General features: G+C 40.5%; 10 protein-coding genes. 8 read left to right on the top strand and 2 right to left on the bottom strand.

Annotated features, from left to right (window positions below):
* The first annotated feature begins 420 nt into the window (after positions 1–420).
* The 8 genes from PLEUR7319_RS40155 (at position 421) to PLEUR7319_RS0117970 (ending at position 13,768) form a co-directional block, all read left to right on the top strand.
* A complete protein-coding gene (locus PLEUR7319_RS40155) occupies positions 421–4,926 on the top strand; it encodes a filamentous hemagglutinin N-terminal domain-containing protein (RefSeq protein WP_019506620.1) in 4,506 nt (1,501 codons plus the stop codon).
* 61 nt (positions 4,927–4,987) lie between these two features.
* Positions 4,988–5,248: a hypothetical protein gene (locus PLEUR7319_RS0118000; protein WP_019506619.1), complete on the top strand. Its 261-nt coding sequence runs from the start codon at positions 4,988–4,990 to the stop codon at positions 5,246–5,248.
* A gap of 49 nt (positions 5,249–5,297) precedes the next feature.
* A complete protein-coding gene (locus PLEUR7319_RS0117995) occupies positions 5,298–5,594 on the top strand; it encodes a type II toxin-antitoxin system Phd/YefM family antitoxin (RefSeq protein ID WP_019506618.1) in 297 nt (98 codons plus the stop codon).
* Positions 5,578–5,847 (top strand): Txe/YoeB family addiction module toxin, encoded by a 270-nt coding sequence (locus PLEUR7319_RS0117990; protein WP_019506617.1) that lies wholly within the window; start codon positions 5,578–5,580, stop codon positions 5,845–5,847. The genes PLEUR7319_RS0117995 and PLEUR7319_RS0117990 overlap by 17 nt, the downstream gene beginning before the upstream one ends.
* 769 nt (positions 5,848–6,616) lie before the next feature.
* On the top strand, positions 6,617–9,337 hold the full coding sequence (locus PLEUR7319_RS0117985) for a CHAT domain-containing protein (protein ID WP_051044444.1): 2,721 nt from the start codon (positions 6,617–6,619) through the stop codon (positions 9,335–9,337).
* 270 nt (positions 9,338–9,607) lie between these two features.
* On the top strand, positions 9,608–9,742 hold the full coding sequence (locus PLEUR7319_RS43175) for a hypothetical protein (protein ID WP_256380645.1): 135 nt from the start codon (positions 9,608–9,610) through the stop codon (positions 9,740–9,742).
* Positions 9,743–9,998: 256 nt separating this feature from the next.
* Positions 9,999–12,290 carry a ShlB/FhaC/HecB family hemolysin secretion/activation protein gene (locus PLEUR7319_RS0117975; protein WP_019506615.1) on the top strand — a complete coding sequence of 764 codons (2,292 nt, stop codon included), beginning with the start codon at positions 9,999–10,001 and terminating at the stop codon, positions 12,288–12,290.
* A gap of 125 nt (positions 12,291–12,415) precedes the next feature.
* Positions 12,416–13,768, top strand: a complete 1,353-nt coding sequence (locus tag PLEUR7319_RS0117970) for an AAA-like domain-containing protein (RefSeq protein WP_019506614.1) — start codon at positions 12,416–12,418, stop codon at positions 13,766–13,768.
* Between the two features lie 48 nt (positions 13,769–13,816).
* Here the strand turns inward: PLEUR7319_RS0117970 and PLEUR7319_RS40150 are convergent, their stop codons facing one another.
* Positions 13,817–17,518, bottom strand: a complete 3,702-nt coding sequence (locus PLEUR7319_RS40150; protein ID WP_019506613.1) for a filamentous hemagglutinin N-terminal domain-containing protein — start codon at positions 17,516–17,518, stop codon at positions 13,817–13,819.
* A 143-nt stretch (positions 17,519–17,661) separates the two neighbouring features.
* Positions 17,662–19,116, bottom strand: coding sequence for a cysteine--tRNA ligase (cysS, locus tag PLEUR7319_RS0117960; RefSeq protein WP_026102609.1), 1,455 nt, complete (start codon positions 19,114–19,116; stop codon positions 17,662–17,664).
* Between the last annotated feature and the right edge of the window lie 155 nt (positions 19,117–19,271).

Genomic DNA, 19,271 nt, shown 5'->3' with positions numbered 1-19,271 from the left:
AGTATTCCACTCGGTCTTTAATCAAGTAACTACAAGCTTCCTTAATGTCACCCAGTTTTTTTGTTGATTGGGGTCCCGGTGTCAGAGAAAAAAATTATTGAGGCTCAGGGATGGATAATCAACGATCGCGGTAAGGTAGAGTTGGTGGCTCAGAAGACTGATGTGATACTAAATCCGATTAACAAAGGTAGTGTTTAATTTCTTCATAAAAGTCTTACTCTGAAATCAGAATCACCAATACTCGTTACTCGTTACTCGTTACTTATTACTCAATTTTTTAAGTGACCTATACGAAACGGATTTAGTATGAATAGTGCTTCCCCACAACCTAAAAATGACAGAATGTGTCGCAGTTGAGTCAACAATACTGATTTGAGCTGTATAATCAAAACCAAATTGACCATCAGAAGTATCTTTAAAATGAAACCTTGCTCTTCAATACTCTTAGGGTTTTTTCTGGGTAGTGTGTTTATTGCCCCCGTTCAAGCTCAAATCAGTCCAGATCGCACGACCAATACCACTGTAACTCCGATTGATAATGGCATCAGAATCGACGATGGCGATCAAGCAGGAGGCAATTTATTTCATAGTTTTGAGCAGTTTTCCATACCCAATGGCAGCGAAGCCTTCTTTAATAACACCGCTGATATTGCTAATATCTTTTCTCGCGTCACTGGGGGAAGTATATCTAACATTGATGGTTTGATTCGAGCCAATGATACTGCTAATTTATTTTTGCTTAACCCAGCAGGAATTATCTTTGGGGAAAATGCGTCTTTAAATATTGGTGGTTCTTTTTTAGGCAGTACTGCCAGTAGTATTTTATTTCCTGATGGAATTGAATTTAGTGCTACCGATTCCGAGAATCCGCCTTTATTAACCATCAATGCACCTCTGGGATTGGGTCTAGAAGATAATCCTGGAGAAATAGTCAATCGTTCAGTTGTCGAAAATAGTTCAGAAGAAGTTATCGGTTTAGAAGTTGCCCCAGGAAATAATCTGGCTTTGATTGGCGGTCAGATTGATTTTGAGGGAGGTCAAGTTACTGCTAAAGGAGGAAATATAGAATTAGGTGGTTTATCAGTCGCAGGAACAGTAGGTATCAATGAAGATGGTAGCTTAAGCTTTCCTGATGGAGTAACCAAAGCAAATGTCAATTTGAGCAATGCTGCGGATGTAGATGCCAGGGGAACAGGAGGAGGAAGTATTACCGTTAATGCTGGTAACTTAAATGTAGCAGCAGGAGAATTCCGTAGGAGTTTGATTCGGGCAGGAATTAGAGCTGAATCTACATCTACCGAGGCACAAGCAGGAGATGTGACTATTAATGTTGCGGAAAAGATAACTCTGAATGACAGTAGTATTACAAATCGAGTTGAGTCTGGTGCAGTGGGTAATTCAGGCAGGATCGCGATTAATACTGGTTCAATTGAAGCAATGAGTGGGGGTCAAGTTTCTGCTAGTACTTTTGGTCAAGGGGATGGAGGTTTGGTGGATATTACCGCTACTGGAGATGTAACTTTTAATGGTGACGATTTAGATGGTAATCCTAGTGGTGTTGCTAGTCAGGTTGCTTCAGATGCAGAAGGAAATGCAGGGGGGGTGACTATCTCGACTAATAATCTGACTCTAACCAATGGGGGAAGAGTTTTTGCTAGTACAGGAGGTCGAGGGAATGCCGGAACTGTCGATATTACTGCCACAGGAAACATTATTTTTGCTGGTGAAGATTCACAAGGTTTCCAGAGTGGTGCTTTTAGTCAGGTTGCTTCAGATGCAGAAGGAAATGCAGGGGGGGTGACTATCTCCACCAATAATCTGACTCTAACTAATGGGGGAGGAATTTCTGCTAGTACTTTTGGTCAAGGGGATGCTGGTTCGATTGATCTTACCGCTACTGGAGACATTACTTTTGATGGTGAAACTTTAGATGGCTCTGATAGTAGTGGTGCTTTTAGTCAGGTTAATCCAGGTGCAGAAGGAAATGCAGGAGGTGTGACTATCTCGACTAATAACCTGACTCTAACCAATGGGGGAAGGGTTTTTGCTAGTACAGGAGGTCGAGGGAATGCCGGAACTGTCGATATTACTGCCACAGGAAACATTATTTTTGCTGGTGAAGATTCACAAGGTTTCCAGAGTGGTGCTTTTAGTCAGGTTGCTTCAGATGCAGAAGGAAATGCAGGGGGGGTGACTATCTCCACCAATAATCTGACTCTAACTAATGGGGGAGGAATTTCTGCTAGTACTTTTGGTCAAGGGGATGCTGGTTCGATTGATCTTACCGCTACTGGAGACATAATTTTTGATGGTGAAACTTTAGATGGCTCTGATAGTAGTGGTGCTTTTAGTCAGGTTAATTCAGGTGCAGAAGGAAATTCAGAAGGGGTGACTATCGATACTGCTAGCCTGACTGTGACTAATGGAGGACAAGTCTCTGCTAGTACTTTTGGTCAAGGGAATGCCGGAACTGTCGATATTACTGCCACAGGAAACATTATTTTTGCTGGTGAAGATTCAGAAGGTATTCCTAGTGGTGCTTTTAGTCTGGTTGGTTCAGATGCCCAAGGAGATGCAGGGGGGGTGACTATCTCCACCAATAATCTGACTCTAAGGGCAGGGGGAAGAGTTAATGCTGGTACAGAAGGTCGAGGAAATGCCGGTTCGGTCGATATTACCGCTACTGGAGACATAACTTTTGATGGTGAAACTTTAGATGGCTCTGATAGTAGTGGTGCTTTTAGTCAGGTTGGTTCAAATACAGAAGGAAATGCCGGAGGTGTGACTATCTCTACTACTAATCTGACTCTGAGGGCAGGAGGGGATGTCGATGCTAGTACTTTTGGACAAGGAAATGCCGGTTCGGTCGATATTACGGCTACTGGAGACATAACTTTTGATGGTGAAAATTCACAAGGTTTCCAGAGTGGTGCTACTAGTCTGGTTAATCCAGGTGCAGAAGGAAATGCAGGAGGTGTGACTATCTCTACTAATAACCTGACTCTAACCAAGGGAGGACGAGTTGATGCTGGTACTTTGGGTCGAGGGGATGCCGGAACTGTCAATATTACCGCTACAGGAGACATAATTATTGATGGTGAAGATTTAGGTGGTTTTCCTAGTGGTGCTACTAGTCTGGTTAATTCAGGTGCAGTAGGAAATGCCGGAGGTGTGACTATCTCTACTACTAATCTGACTCTAACCAATGGGGGAAGGATTTCTGCTAGTACAGGAGGTCGAGGGGATGCAGGTTCGGTAGATCTTACCGCAACAGAAGACATAATTTTTGATGGTGAAACTTTAGATGGCTCTGATAGTAGTGGTGCTTTTAGTCAGGTTAATTCAGGTGCAGAAGGAAATTCAGAAGGGGTGACTATCGATACTGCTAGCCTGACTGTGACTAATGGAGGACAAGTCTCTGCTAGTACTTTTGGTCAAGGGAATGCCGGAACTGTCGATCTTACTGCCACAGGAGATATCACTTTTGATGGTGAAGATTCAGAAGGTATTCCTAGTGGTGCTACTAGTCTGGTTGGTTCAAATGCACAAGGAAATGCCGGAGGTGTGACCATTAGTACTACTAATCTGACTCTGACCAATGGGGGACGAGTTGATGCTAGTACAGGAGGTCGAGGGGATGCCGGAACTGTCAATATTACCGCTACAGGAGACATTACTTTTGATGGTGAAGATTTAGGTGGTTTTCCTAGTGGTGCTATTAGTCTGGTTGGTTCAAATGCACAAGGAAATGCCGGAGGTGTCACCATCTCTACTAATAACCTGACTCTAACCAATGGGGGACGAGTTGATGCTAGTACTTTTGGTCAAGGGGATGCAGGTTCGGTAGATCTTACCGCAACAGAAGATATAACTATTGATGGTGAAGATTTAGGTGGTTTTCCTAGTGGTGCTATTAGTCTGGTTGGTTCAAATGCACAAGGAAATGCCGGAGGTGTCACCATCTCTACTAATAACCTGACTCTAACTAATGGGGGAGAAATTTCTGCTAGTACTTTTGGTCAAGGGGATGCAGGTTCGGTAGGTATTACCGCTACAGGAAACATTATTTTGACTGGTGAAAGTTCACAAGGTTTTTCTAGTGGTGCTACTAGTCAGGTAGTTTCAGGTGCAGAAGGAGATGCCGGAGGTATTACCATCTCTACTACCAATTTAATTTTGGCTAATGGACGAGTTTCTGCTAGTACCTCAGGTCAAGGTGAAACTGAGAATAGTGGCAACATCAATCTCCGCGCCGATAATATTGTTCTACTGGATAACAGTTTGATATCAGCAGAAGCTCTTAATAATAGTGCTAATGGCGGTAATATTGATATTGATGCTGGTTTTGTGGTTGCTTTCCCCAACCAAAACAATGATATTATTGCTAATGCGGCACAAGGAACGGGGGGCAACATTAATATTTCTACTAATTCAATTTTTGGAATCGAAGAAAGAAGTTCGCTACCTGCTAATGAAACAAATGACATAGATGCTAGTTCAGAATTTGGCTTAGATGGAACGATCGCCATTAATCAACTAGATGTTAATCCCGTCGAAGCATTGGAAGAGTTGCCGATGTCATTAATCGATGTGGTGGGATTAGTAGCGCAAAATCTCTGTCAGCAAGGAAAAGGAAGTGAATTTATTGTCACAGGAAAAGGTGGTGTAGCGCCAAATCCAAGTCAAGTCAGGGATGGGGAGATTAGTGACGTAGATTTGGTAGCACCTGCGACTAGGGAAGAATCAGAGAAAGTCGAGACAGTGAAGGAAGCAGGGGCAGATAGAGAAATAGAGGAAGAAAAAGAGATTATTGAGGCTCAGGGATGGATAATCAACGATCGCGGTAAGGTGGAGTTAGTGGCTCAGAAGACTGATGTGAATGGTGCTTCCCCACAACCTAAAAATGACAAAATATGTCGGCGTTGAGCCAATAGTACTGATTTAATCTGTATAATCAAAACCAAATTGACCATCAGAAGTATCTATAATGAAACCTTGCTCTTCAATACTCCTAGGGTTTTTTCTGGGTAGTGTGTTTATCGCCCCTGTTCAAGCACAAATCAGTCCTGATCGCACGACTAATACTACTGTAACTCCGATTGATAATGGCATCAGAATCGACGAAGGCGATCGAGCTGGAGGCAATTTATTTCTAGTTTTGAGGAGTTTTCTGTCCCCAACGGCAGCGAAGCCTTTTTTAATAAAACATCACCGATTATTGAGCAACGCCAGAGAAAGTAGGAGATAGGAGGGAAATGATGATACAATGTACAGGTAATATGTACAGATAGACCAAGATGTTTCCGATATCTACTTCGTATACAGATGCTAGGCAAAATCTAGCATCCTTGTTGGATCGTATTGAACAAGAAAACGCGGTCGCGCTGGTCACTAGAAGAGGACATAAAGATATTGCTATTTTACCTGCTGAGGAATTAATAGCACTAACTGAGAGTTTGCATTTACTGCGATCGCCTAAAAATGCTCAACGTTTGTTTGCTGCATTAGAAGAGTCAATTGCTAGGGATGCTCAAAGCGATCACAATCTACCTGATGAAAGTCTTGCCAAGTTAATAGATGATTGCCAAAAGTAGAAAAATCATATTCAACAAGGCTTTTCGCGAAGATCTTAGATGGTGGTTTAGAAAAGATAAATCTAAAGCCGAGAAGATTTTGGATTTGATTGAATCGGCAACAGAAGATCCATTTAAAGGATTAGGTAAGCCCGAACCCCTAAAACATATAGCTAGTGGAGTTTGGTCAAGAAGAATTACCCAAGAGCATAGGCTAGTTTATCGAGTAACAGATCGCTTTATCGAATTTTTGCAAGCTAGATATCATTATTAGTTTTTTCTAGGGCAATACTGTTCAGGTAAAATCAGTTCGATGAAGTGACTTTTTCCCTTTAATTTGTCTTCATAATGTACCCTTAAATCCTGCTGTGGCTTCCGTCCCAGAAACCTATCATTGTCTATAACTGGTACTCGTTGCATAAGAGATAATCCTATATAAGTGTTTGTACTTTTAGTACGTCCCTTCGACCACCCAACTAACCATGTCCACCTTTGAGATGAAATTCCACCCAGGAATTTTAGAGATAATCCGAACTAGGGAGATATTCGGAAGTCTGTTAGATAGTTAGGCTATGGGTCTATTCAACGTTTCAAGTCAACTGGGTCTGACATTCTCCGTTCTCGTCCCGTTAGGGCAGGGCGGAGTTATTGAATCCGTTAGTTCAAGAACTCATTAAGCTTTTGTTGAAGATAGTTCTTCTGACTTTGCTCAGAATTCGTGGGACAATATTCTTCGTGGGTTTGCACTATGTTGCTACTAGACTTGACCCAACTGAAAACCGCTGTATTTATTCCTACAGAATTGAGTAAAATTTGGAATGTGAGCCAGAATAATATTTTAGTTGATAATGTTTTAGTTACTTGTCTTGTCCAGCTAATTCTCATTTTCCTTAACTTCCCTTTTGAAAGCTTTTTGATAAATAATATTTAAAGTTCATTTGCTCGTATTATCCGATTCATCTTGAGGAAGTAACAGGGGAGAAATTCAGATGTTTTTTCAGGTATCTAACACTGTAGTTTTCGGGAACAAAAAAAATATAGTTATGAATTCAATTTTAGATAAGTACTTAATTACTTTCTTCGTTTTGGTTTTAGCAATACCTGTAACTCAAACTAAAGTTGTTGCCGCGTCTTCTGTTTCTACAATTCAAAAGAATCAAGATTCTGAGCAATTAATTAAACAAGCTCAACAACTCTATCAAAACGAGCAATATGTAGAGGCAATTCGAGTCTGGCAACAAGCAGTTAGCGATTATCAGCAACGGGAAGATATTCTGAACCAAGCTATGGCGTTAAGTAATCTGGCTTTGACGCAACAAAAATTAGGAGATTTAACCGCAGCACAAGATGCGATCGCCTCTAGTTTAGAATTACTAGAAACTCAATCTCAGACAGAAACTCAACAACGTATTTTCGCTAATAGTTTAGATATCAGAGGAAGTATAGAGCGATCGCAGGGAAAATCTAAAAAAGCTTTTGAGACTTGGCAGCAAGCAGCAGAAATTTATCGGGAATCAGATAATCATAGTGCCATAATTCAAAATCATTTAAATCAGGCTCAGGCTCTACAAGATTTAGGATCTTATAATCGCGCTAGTAAAATCTTAAAGTCAGTTCGAGAGCAACTTGCTAATCAACCTATTTCTGAACAAAAGGCGTCTAGATTACTAAGTTTGGGTAATACTCTGCGGGAGACAGGAAACTTAGAACGCTCAGAAGAAGTTTTAAAACAAGCTAGGGAAGCAGCTGATAAATTAAAAACCGAGCATCAACAAAGTGCAGTTTTACTGAGTCTAGGAAATACGCTCCGTGCTTTAGGTAATCGAGATAGCCAATCTCCAAGCATTCAGACAGTAAATTTATCCTCGTCTCAATGTATAGCCGAGAGTAATTTAGGAACCAAAAACGCCTACTATGCCCAGGCAGCAGACTGTTATCAACAAGCAGCTTTATCCCCCGATCAAGCCACAAAAATTAAAGCTCAACTGAATTTGCTTAGTTTGGCTGTACAAAATCAAAATCAAGACAGAGAAGTGATTGACCTACAAGGGCAATCATCAATTTCCGAGCTTATTACTCAGATAAAAACCAATCTAGCTCAGTTACCTGTTACACGCACCAGCATTTTTGATCGCCTTAATTTAGTTCAAAGTCTAATCTGTCTTCAGCCGAATACAATTCAATTTTCTTCTCCTATTGCTCAACAATGCCCAGCATCAACCAAAAATAATTTAAATATATCTTGGGGAGAAATTGAATCAGAAATTAACATTGCTCAGCAACAAGCTAATCAATTACAAGATAAACAAGCACAAGCTCATACTCTAGGCTATTTGGGCGCAATCTATCAACAAACAGGAAGATTTACCCCAGCACTAGAGTCAACCAATAAGGCTTTGTTGACTATGGATAGCACTACAGCACCAGAAACAGAGTATCTATGGCATTGGCAGCTAGGTAGACTCTATCAACTTCAAAATCAGCCAGAAAAAGCTTTGCAAGCTTACAATACTACTTTTGCTATCTTACAATCCTTAAGACAGAATTTAGTTGCGATTAATCCTGAAATACAGTTTGCTTTTCGCGATCGCCTGGAGCCAGTATATCGCGAACGAGCAGCGTTACTGTTAAACAATAATAATCCTAGTCAAAAAAATCTCAGACAAGCCCGCGATACGATTGAAGCTTTGCAGTTAGCAGAATTGAATAACTTTTTTCGAGAAGCTTGTTTAGATGCTAAACCTCAAACAATAGAGGATGTAGACGGCAAAGCGGCAGTTATTTACTCGATTATTTTTGAAGATCGTTTTGCTGTTATCTTATCTCAACCAGGAAAAGACCTAAAGTATTATGAAACCGATAGTGGTCTTCGAGAAATTGAGAGCGTCTTTACAGAGCTGAATGCGAACCTCCTCCCCGTTCTATCTTCTAACGCTCCATTAAAACCTCATCAAACTTTCTACGATTGGTTAATTCGTCCCCTAGAAAGCGAACTAGAACAAAATGGAACCAAGAACTTAGTATTTATCTTAGACGGGATCATGCGAGGAATTCCTGTAGCTTCACTTCACGATGGCGAACAATATCTAATTGAAAAAGATTATAATTTAGCCCTAACTCCTGGCTTACAACTATTAGCATCTCGTTCTTTAAGCTCTGATAGCTTAGAAACTATTTCCGCCGGCTTAACTAAATCCCGTCAGGGTTTTGACCCATTACCCAATGTCAACACAGAAGTCAAAGAAATTGGTACTTTAGTTCCCTCAGAAATATTGTTAGATGGAGACTTTACTCGCGATCGCTTACAAATGCAAATTGCAACTTCACCTTATCCTATAGTGCATTTAGCAACCCACGGGCAGTTTTCTTCTCGCGCCGAAAATACTTTCTTACTTACTTGGAACAATCGTATTCGTGTTAAAGACTTAGACGAATTACTCCAAGAAAGAAATTTCACAGAAAATAATCCCATAGAACTCCTCATTCTGAGTGCTTGTCAAACCGCTGCTGGAGATAATCAAGCGGCACTAGGTTTAGCAGGAGTCGCTGTACGCTCTGGCGCGAGGAGTACGGTAGCTACATTATGGTCGGTACAAGATGATTCTACCGCCGAATTAGTCACTCAATTTTATAAAGCTTTAAAGATTCCAGGAATCAGTAAATCAGCAGCACTACGTCAAGCACAATTAAAATTATTGGAAGATCCTAGACACCAACATCCTTACTATTGGTCGGCTTTTGTTCTAGTTGGCAATTGGTTGTAGTTTGAGAGCGTTATAGTTATACTCACTCTATCCGTATATTTGCTTATTTTTGTCCAAATTTTGGACATTTTGACTCTTACGCTTAGAGTAGACGCTCAAATATTACAGTTAAGCCACTTTGGTCTTAAGTAAATATACTTAACTATCAACGAAAGTTAGAAAATTGCTATCTCTTTCGTTGAGGCTAGATTCGAGACGTTTTTCAGATGTATTTCCCATGTTGAATCTCTACTATTAATTTAAACGAGTTTAATTTAGGAGAAATCGATTATGAAATTCACAACAATTTTAGTTATTAGTATGTTGGTGGCTACAGCCTTCGGCTTCAATAGTGGTGTCAAAGCGAATAAGAGTTGGGGTAATACTATAGACCAACAGAACCAGCCAAAAAGCGATCGCAGTTAACGATCAACAAAGCAATGGGATGACTTATAGCCGTACCGAGTAACATTAGGACAAGTTTATTTGATTGCTCATCAGTAATCAGTAATCAGCGTCCTAATGTAAATCCATATTGCTTTATCATCTCACCTATGAATCAAGTGGGTTTTCCCCATCACTTAGCTTAGATAAGCTCAGAAAAAGAATCCTCAATCTTGATGGTATGATTACTCCAACTAAACCCGCTGATTTAGGTTTTATTCTGTCGTGACAAAATCGAATGAAATTACAGCTATTACTCAATTATTTTAAGATTTTAGAACTATCTGGAGCCATAGATACTCTTAATGTCATAGACTACCAGAAAGCGATGTCACCATTCGAGGAGAGACAATCCCCTATAGGGTTCAGTAGTTGCTCGTTGGGGGAAACTCCCAGCCTCAACAGTTCCTTTAAGCGGGCGACCAACGAACTACCTTGGGGACCCCCGCAACGTAACTGTTTCACCGCCAACGAACTACCCTGGGGACCCCCGCAAAGTGACTGTTTCATCGCCAACGAACTACCCTGGGGACCCCCGCAACGCAACTATTCCATCGCCAACGAACTGTCTCGCAAGACCACGTTGCCAAACTGCGTTGGTGACAGACGCAATACAAAGTGCTTGCCCGTACATACGCGCACGGAAACAGAAATGGTGAATCTAATTGTCGCTCAACGTAGAGAATATACAATTACTTTAAAGAAAGTATATCAGCTCAATCAAGCTAATCTACATAGATATCTGTATTCCCTCTCAATTTCTTGGCTAGCTTTAATAGCAGCACTGATAGGAGTACAGCCACTAAGTGCGAAGGAAGTAAGTTTAATCGAAACAGCTAAACATCAAGATAGTTCCCACCACTACTCAGAGCTGTTAACTAAATCTCTACCTACACCTAAACCAATAACTCAAGAACGAGACAATAGCCAGCAAAAATCTTTCCGTAACTCAGCCTATCCGCTATCTCAAGGGCAGACATTTTCAGAAATCAAGATCAATAATCAAGACTTAATTGTCGCTCAAAATTCTGATGATATTCCTGAAGAAATTGTCGTTAAAAACTTTAAGGTGGTTGGCAGTAGTGTTTTTAGTCAAGAAGAATTAGCTAAGGAACTTAAACCTTATCGTAATCGTCCTCTAACTTTATCAGAGCTATTTCAAGCCAGAAGCGTCATCACCGAACTTTACACCGAACGAGGATATGTCAATTCTGGTGCTTATATACCTCCTGAACAAGAGCTTGAAGATGGTCCTGTCACGATCACGATCGCCGTTTTGGAAGGTCAATTAGAAAGAATTAACGTTTCAGGAACCAAACATCTCATTCCTCAATACATCTCCTCTCGCCTTGAGGCTGCTGCGGGAAAACCCTTGAATGTTAACTCTTTATTGTCTGGTCTACAGTTATTACGGCTTAATCCTCTAATTGATAACATTTCGGCAGAATTATCGGCGGGTATTCACCCCGGAACCAGCTTATTAGATATTGAAATTGAAGAAGCAGATGTGTTTAATATTTCCACTAGTCTCAATAATAATAGATCCCCTAGCGTCGGCAGTAATCAGCGTTCTGTCGGTTTAAATCACGGTAATTTATTCGGGTTTGGGGATCAATTTAACTTTAACTATACCAATACTGACGGCAGCAATAGTTTTGATTTTGCCTATGCTTTACCTGTAAACACCAAAAATGGCACGATTAAAGCAGCTTACAGTAGTAATGATAATGATGTGATTGAAGAACCCTTTGAACCTCTTAATATTGAATCTAAATCACAGTATTACGAGTTAAGTTTTCGTCAGCCTGTGATACTCAAACCAAATCAGGAATTTTCGTTAGGCTTGGGTCTCTCTCATACCGACAGCGAATCTTTTCTTCTCGATGAGACATTTCCTTTATCTCGTGGTGCCGATGAAAATGGAGAAACTAGAATTAGTGCCATCAGGTTATTTCAAGAGTTTGTTAATCGAGATGACAAACAGGTATTAGCATTTCGTTCTCAATTTAGTATTGGGGTGGATGCTCTCAATGCAACCATTAATGACGATGAGCCTGACAGTACTTTTTTTGCTTGGCGAGGACAAAGCCAATGGGTAAGAAGGTTAGACGAAGATTTTTTATTGCTTTTAAGGGCTGATGCTCAATTATCGGGCGGAAGTTTAGTACCCTTAGAACAATTTCGGATCGGCGGAGTTAGTAGTGCTAGAGGTTATCGTCAAGATTTGAGTTTGGGAGATAATGGTTTATTTGCCTCGGCAGAGTTACGCATCCCAATTCTCAGATGGAGAAAAGTTGATGGCTTATTCCAAATTGCTCCCTTCGTTGATGTTGGAACAGTTTGGAATAATGATGAGGTTGAAATTGCCAATACAACTCTACCTTCCTTGGGTGTGGGCTTGAATTTTGCTGCGGGAACTAATTTTAATGCCCGTTTAGATTGGGGAATTCCTCTAGTAAATGTCGACAATGAGGGTGATTCTCTTCAAGAAGATGGGATTTACTTCTCCGTAGATTACAACTTCTTCTAGTCAGCATAAATAGATGAACCATTTATTGAATAGAAATTTCGTAGGTTAAGCAATAAAGGTAAGGTATTAATATGAATAGTTCAAACAACCGATTTTGAAGATGCAAGTGGAATACTTAGACAAAAATGAAACTAAATACGGAATTTACTTGGGAAAAAGCGCAACAAACTTTAGAGAGTTTAGTTTTTCAGCAAACAGGTAAACATCTCAGCGATCTTGAAATTGTGGTTTTACGGGGTGCTTGGGATAATAAAACTTATGAAGAAATTGCTGAAGCCGAGGGCTATACCAGTAACTATCTGAGCAAAGATGTTGGAAATAAGCTTTGGAGTAATCTTTCCCTCGCTTTGCAAGAAAAGGTATCCAAGAAAAATTTTAGAGCTGCTTTACAGCGCAAATATTACAATCAGGCTCCAAGTAATTTAGCTCAATATCAACCTCAATTATCAGAATTTTCAACCGAAAATCTAACTTTTCCTGAAGGTTCAGTTGCTTTAGAATCTCCTTTTTATATTGAGCGATCGCTTGTTGAATCTCTCTGCTATCAAACAGTTATTAAACCAGGTTCTTTAATTCGGATCAAAGCAGCTAAATGGATGGGTAAAACCTCTTTAGTTAACAGAATCCTCGAACAGGGTCGTGTCTCTGGTCACAAAACAGTATATTTGGATTTTGGTAGTATTGAACGTTCTATTCTCAAAGATTTAGACAAACTATTGCGCTGGCTATGCGTTATGGTTTCACGTCAGTTGGAATTGACCAATGAAGTAAATGATTATTGGGATACAGATATTCTCGGTAGTAATGATAACTGCACCGTTTATTTTGAAGAATACATATCAGCAGAAATAACCAGCGAGATCGTATTAGCTTTGGATAATATTGATAAATTATTTTCTTACGAAGAGGTAATCGAAGATTTTTTTGGTATGTTGCGCAGTTGGCATGAAAAGGGCAAGATAGATGATTCTTGGGCAAAATTCAAACTAATACTGGCACATTCTACAGAAGTATACATACCTTTAGATATTCATCAATCTCCCTTTAATGCAGGAGTGCCAATTCTACTTGAAGAATTTACTCATTCACAAGTAGAAACTTTAGCTTCTTGGTATCAACTAAATTGGGATAAATCTCAAATTACAAAATTAATGGATTTAGTCGGGGGTCATCCTTATTTAGTCAGATTAGCGATGTACCAAATTAAGACTTCATCTCTTAACCTAGAACAGTTTTTACAAGGAGCTATTTCTGAAACAGGAATTTATAGCAATCCTTTACGTCGTTTATTAAATATTCTCAAACAATCACCCGAACTTAGTTCTGTATTTGAACAAGTAGTAAAATCTGACAAACCTGTAGAACTAAATTCTCTGCAAATTTATCAGTTACATAGCATCGGTTTGGTTCAACATCAACAAAATTTTGTTTCCCCGCGCTGTAAACTGTATCGAGATTATTTCAAAAGAGTATTTTAAAAGGAAGTTCAGAAATTAGATTATACAGCTCAAATCAGCACTGTTGGCTCAATGGCGACATATTTTGTCATTTTTAGGTTGTGGAGAAGCACCATTCACATTAGTCTTCTGAGCCACTAACTCCACCTTGCCGCGATCGTTGATTATCCATCCCTGAGCCTCAATAATCTCTTTTTCTTCCTCTATTTCTCTATCTGCCCCTGTTACCTTCACTGTCTCGACTTTCTCTGATTCTTCCCCAGTTGCAGGTGCTACCAAATCTACGGTACTAATCTCCCCATCCCTTACTTGACTTGGGTTTGGTGCTACACCACCTTTACCTGTGACAATAAATTCACTTCCTTTTCCTTGCTGACAGAGATTTTGCGCTACTAAGCCCACTACATCGATTAAGGACATGGGTAACTCTTCTAGTGCTTCGACGGGATTAACATCCAGTTGATTGATGTCTATTGTCCCATCTAAGCCAAATTCTGAACTAGCATCAATATCATTAGTTTCATTGGCAGGTATCGAACTTCTTTCTTCAATCCCAAAAATTGAATTAGTAGAAATATTAATGTTGCCCCCCGTTCCTTGTGCCGCATTAGCAATAATATCGTTGTTTTGGTCGGGGAAAGCAACCACAAAACCAGCATCAATATCAATATTACCGCCATTAGCACCACTGAAAGCTCTTGCTGAAATAAAACTGTTATCCCGTAGAACGATATTATCGGCGCGGAGATTGATATTGCCACTATTCTCAGTTTCACCTTGACCTGAGGTACTGGCAGAAACTCGTCCATTAGCCAAAATTAAATTGGTAGTAGAGATGGTAATACCTCCGGCATCTCCTTCTGCACCTGAAACTACCTGACTAGTAGCACCACTAAGAATACCTTCTGAAGTTTCACCATCAATAGTTATGTCTCCTGTAGCTTTAAGATCTACCGAACCTGCATCCCCTTGACCAAAAGTACTAGCATCAACTCGTCCCCCCTTGGTTAGAGTCAGATTATTGGTGGAGATAGTTACACCTGCTGCATCTCCTACTGCATCTGAATTAACCTGACTAGTAGCACCACTAGGAATACCTTCTGAATCTTCACCGTCAATAGTAATATCTCCAGTAGTGGTAATATCGACAGTTCCGGCATTACCTCGACCAAAAGTACTAGCATCAACTCTTCCCCCTGCCCTCAAAATCAAATTAGCAGTATCGATGGTCACACCTCCTGCACTTCCTACTCCAACTTCATTAACCTGACTAAAAGCACCACTATTATTAGAGCCATCTAAAGTTTCACCATCAATAATTATGTCTCCTGTGGCGGTAATATTGACCAAACCTGCATTTCCTCGACCAAATGTAGTAGCGTCAACTTGTCCCCCTGCGCTCAGAGTCAGGTTATTAGTAGAGATGGTCACACCTCCTGCATTTCCTACTGCATTTGAAGTAACCTGACTAGTAGCACCACTAGGAATACCACCTAAATCTTCACCATCAATAATTATGTCTCCAGTAGCGGTAATATTGACAGCTCCGGCATTCCCTCGACCCAAAGTACTAGCATCAACTCTTCCCCCTGCCCTTAGAGTTAGATTGTTGGTGGAGATAGTCACCCCCCCTGCATCTCCTTCTGCACCCGAATTAACCTGACTAGTAGCACCACTAGGAATACCACCTAAATCTTCACCATCAATAATTATGTCTCCAGTAGCGGAAAGATCGACCGAACCGGCATTTCCTCGACCTTCTGTACCAGCATTAACTCTTCCCCCTGCCCTTAGAGTCAGATTATTGGTGGAGATAGTCACCCCCCCTGCATCTCCTTGGGCATCTGAACCAACCACACTTAAAGCACCACTAGGAGAACCACCTGAAGTTTCACCATCAATAGTAATGTCTCCTGTAGCATTAATATCAACAGTTCCGGCATCTCCTCGATCAAAAGTACTAGCAGAGACTTGTCCCCCATTGGTAAGAGTCAGGTTATCAGTAGAGATAGTTACACCTCCGGCATCTCCTTGGGCATCTAAACCAACCAAACTTAAAGCACCACTAAAAACATCATCTCTTGAACTTTTACCATCAATAGTAATTTCTCCAGTAGATATAATATCAACAGTTCCGGCATCTCCTCGACCAAAAGTACTAGCAGAGACTTGTCCCCCTGCCCTCAAAATCAAATTTGCAGTATCGATGGTCACACCTCCTGCACTTCCTACTCCAACTTCATTAACCTGACTAAAAGCACCACTAGAAGAACCTTGTGAATCTTCACCATCAAAAGTTACATCTCCAGTAGCAGTAATATCGACCAAGCCGGCATCTCCTAGACCATTAGTACTAGTAGAGACTTGTCCTCCATTAGTCACAGTCAGATTATTAGTATCGATGGTCACACCTTCAGTATTCCCTACTGCACCTGAATTAACCAGACTAGTAGCACCACTAGTAAAACCTAGTGAATTTTCCCCATCAATAGTTATGTCTCCTGTAGCGGTAATACCTACCGAACCTGCATCCCCTTCTCCTGAAGTACTAGCAGAAACCCTTCCCCCATTGGTTAGAGTCAGGTTATTAGTAGAGATGGTCACACCTCCTGAATTTCCTACTGCACCTGAATTAACCAGACTAGCAGCACCACTAGTAAAACCTAGTGAATTTTCCCCATCAAAAGTAATGTCTCCTGTGGCAGTAAGATCAACCGAACCGGCATTCCCTCGACCATTAGTACTAGCATCAACTACTCCCCCATTTGCTTCAATTGAACCAGTATTAATCACAATCTTGCCTGAATTACCCACTCCACCAGTACTAACTTGATTTGTAATAAAACTATCATTCAGAGTTATGTTTTCAGCCACATTGATAGTTACATCCCCTGCTTGTGCCTCGGTAGATGTCGATTCAGCTCTAATTCCTGCGCTAATCAAACTAATACCTGTTAAATTTAAGTTACCAGCATTAACGGTAACACTTCCTCCCCCTGTTCCTCTGACATCTACAATGGTCAAATTGCTCAAATTAATATTTGCCTTGGTTACTCCTTCAGGAAAACTAAAGCTACCATCAGAATTAATCCCCACGGTTCCTGCTTCAGATAAACCACCTAATTCTATATTTCCCCCCATAGCAGTAGCCAAACCCGTCTCAAAATCAATCTGACCGCCAATCAAAGCCAGATCATTTCCTGGGGCAACTTCTAAACCGATAACTTCTTCTGAACTATTTTCGACAACTGAACGATTGACTATTTCTCCAGGATTATCTTCTAGACCTAATCCTAGGGGGGCATTAATGGTTAATAAAGGCGGATTCTCTGAATCAGTAGCACTAAATTCAATCCCATCAGGAAACAATATACTATCTGCTGTACTGCCTAAAAATGAACCACCGATATTTAAAGAGGCATTTTCCCCAAAGATAATTCCTGCTGGGTTAATCAAAAATAAATTAGCTGTATCATTGGCTCGAATTAATCCATCAATGTTAGATATATTTCCCCCAGTGACGCGAGAAAAGATATTAACGATGTCGTTGGCGTTATTAAAGAAAGCTTCGCTGCCATTGGGTACGGAAAACTGCTCAAAACTATGAAATAAATTGCCTCCTGCTTGGTCGCCCTGGTCGATTCTGATGCCATTATCAATCGGAGTTACAGTGGTATTGGTCGTGCGATCAACACTTATTTGTGCTTGAACAGGGGCAATAAACACACTACCTAGGAATAACCCTAGGAATATTGAAGAGCTAGGTTTCATTTAAAGATACTTCTGATGGTCAATTTTGTTTAGATTATACAGCTCAAATCAGTACTGTTAGCTCTAATCTATGAAATACGATAAAATACGATATGGCGGTTCTCAGATAAAAGCCTAAAGCTCCTGGCTAAAAGCTTTAAAAATTAACTTCGATTCCAGATAGTTACTCCGCCTGGTTTATCAATTAAAGTAATCCCCAGGGCTTGTAATTCATCTCTAAGGCGATCGCTTTCGGCATAATTTTTATTGTTGCGTGCCTCATTACGCTGCTGCACTAAAATATCAATCTCATCGTCGCTTAAACCTCCCTCATCATTTTTACTAGCTTCTTCTGGCTGTATTTCAAAACCTAGAACTTCAGCAAATTCAATTAGGGTTAGCCATTGTGTTTCTAGTTCTTCCTGGGTCGATTTAGTTGTCCCTTCATGGACTAAAATATGACCTTCCTTACTCAGATTCTTGGCAATTTCAAACATGACGGCTAACCCTCCGGCAAAGTTAAAGTCGTCATCCACTGCTGCTTTAAATCTACTAACTAATTCTTCACTTGGAGATGAAGTATTAGAAGAGTTAGCAAATCCTAGCTTGTCTCCATACCGATAACCAAATAACAATCCTTCCTTTAAAGTTTCCCAGCTATTAGTAGCAGTAGCTAAAGCTTCTTCAGTAAAGTCTAGAGGCTTACGATATTGAGTCTGTAGGATAAACAAGCGAACTGCCATCGGCTCAAATTTCTCTAGCAATTCGCGGATGGTAATAAAGTTGCCCAAAGACTTGGACATTTTTTTTCCTTCCACAATAATCATGCCATTATGCAGCCAGTAATTTGCTAGGGTTTTACCTGTTGCTGCTTCAGATTGAGCAATCTCATTCTCATGGTGAGGAAATGTTAAATCTCCGCCGCCGACATGAATATCAATTGTTTCTCCGAGTCTTTCTCGAACCATGGCAGAGCATTCAATATGCCAGCCAGGGCGACCATTTCCCCATGGAGATTCCCAGGCTGGTTCCCCCTCCTTGGCAGCCTTCCAGAGAGCAAAATCGAAAGGATATTGTTTCTTACTTGCTTCGGTATCTTCTACGCCGACTCTCCCGCTTGCTCCTGCTTGTAAGTCTTCTAATTTTCTACCCGATAACTTGCCATATTCAGGAAATTTCTGTACGGAATAGTAAACATCTCCCTGGGCAGGATAGGCAAAACCTTTTTGTTCCAATTCCGAGACTAAACGTTTGATACCATCTAGAGTATGAGTAGCACGAGGATAGGCATCGGCTTGTCCTACCCCCAGACGTTCCATGTCTTCAAAATAGGCTGCGATATATTTTTCAGAAACAACTTCCATCGATGTCCCTTCTTGCCTAGCACGATTGAGAATCTTGTCGTCAATATCAGTAAAATTCTGTATATATTGCACTTCATAACCACAATACTGAAGATAACTTCGTACCACATCCCAAACTAAACAAGTTCGCGCATGACCAAGATGGCAGTAATCATAAACGGTGATGCCACAGCAATACATCCGCACCTTATTCTTTTCAATGGTTTGAAATTTTTCTTTGCTACGGGTGAGAGTATTGTATACGTTTAAGGTCATGGCGATAATAAAGTTGGATATGTGATTGCAGACGCGCACATATTAATGTAGAGAACAGAAGTCATCTCAGTCAACATGCTGACCGAAAAATTTGGGATACAAGCCCCGTGCTTATTGCTCAAAAATTAATTCAATTTCTTAAACTTTAGAATTAA

This window comes from Pleurocapsa sp. PCC 7319 (assembly GCF_000332195.1).
GTDB lineage: Bacteria > Cyanobacteriota > Cyanobacteriia > Cyanobacteriales > Xenococcaceae > Waterburya.
The sequence above is the reverse complement of the archived record's forward strand: the minus strand, read 5'-3'. Positions and strand labels throughout refer to the sequence as shown.

Bases quoted from the DNA above. Each gene is read 5' to 3' on its own strand.
- PLEUR7319_RS40155 (WP_019506620.1), top strand. From the start codon at position 421: ATGAAACCTTGCTCTTCAATACTCTTAGGGTTTTTTCTGGGTAGTGTG.
- PLEUR7319_RS0118000 (WP_019506619.1), top strand. From the start codon at position 4,988: ATGAAACCTTGCTCTTCAATACTCCTAGGGTTTTTTCTGGGTAGTGTG.
- PLEUR7319_RS0117995 (WP_019506618.1), top strand. From the start codon at position 5,298: ATGTTTCCGATATCTACTTCGTATACAGATGCTAGGCAAAATCTAGCA.
- PLEUR7319_RS0117990 (WP_019506617.1), top strand. From the start codon at position 5,578: ATGATTGCCAAAAGTAGAAAAATCATATTCAACAAGGCTTTTCGCGAA.
- PLEUR7319_RS0117985 (WP_051044444.1), top strand. From the start codon at position 6,617: ATGAATTCAATTTTAGATAAGTACTTAATTACTTTCTTCGTTTTGGTT.
- PLEUR7319_RS43175 (WP_256380645.1), top strand. From the start codon at position 9,608: ATGAAATTCACAACAATTTTAGTTATTAGTATGTTGGTGGCTACAGCC.
- PLEUR7319_RS0117975 (WP_019506615.1), top strand. From the start codon at position 9,999: ATGAAATTACAGCTATTACTCAATTATTTTAAGATTTTAGAACTATCT.
- PLEUR7319_RS0117970 (WP_019506614.1), top strand. From the start codon at position 12,416: ATGAAACTAAATACGGAATTTACTTGGGAAAAAGCGCAACAAACTTTA.
- PLEUR7319_RS40150 (WP_019506613.1), bottom strand. From the start codon at position 17,518: ATGAAACCTAGCTCTTCAATATTCCTAGGGTTATTCCTAGGTAGTGTG.
- cysS (WP_026102609.1), bottom strand. From the start codon at position 19,116: ATGACCTTAAACGTATACAATACTCTCACCCGTAGCAAAGAAAAATTT.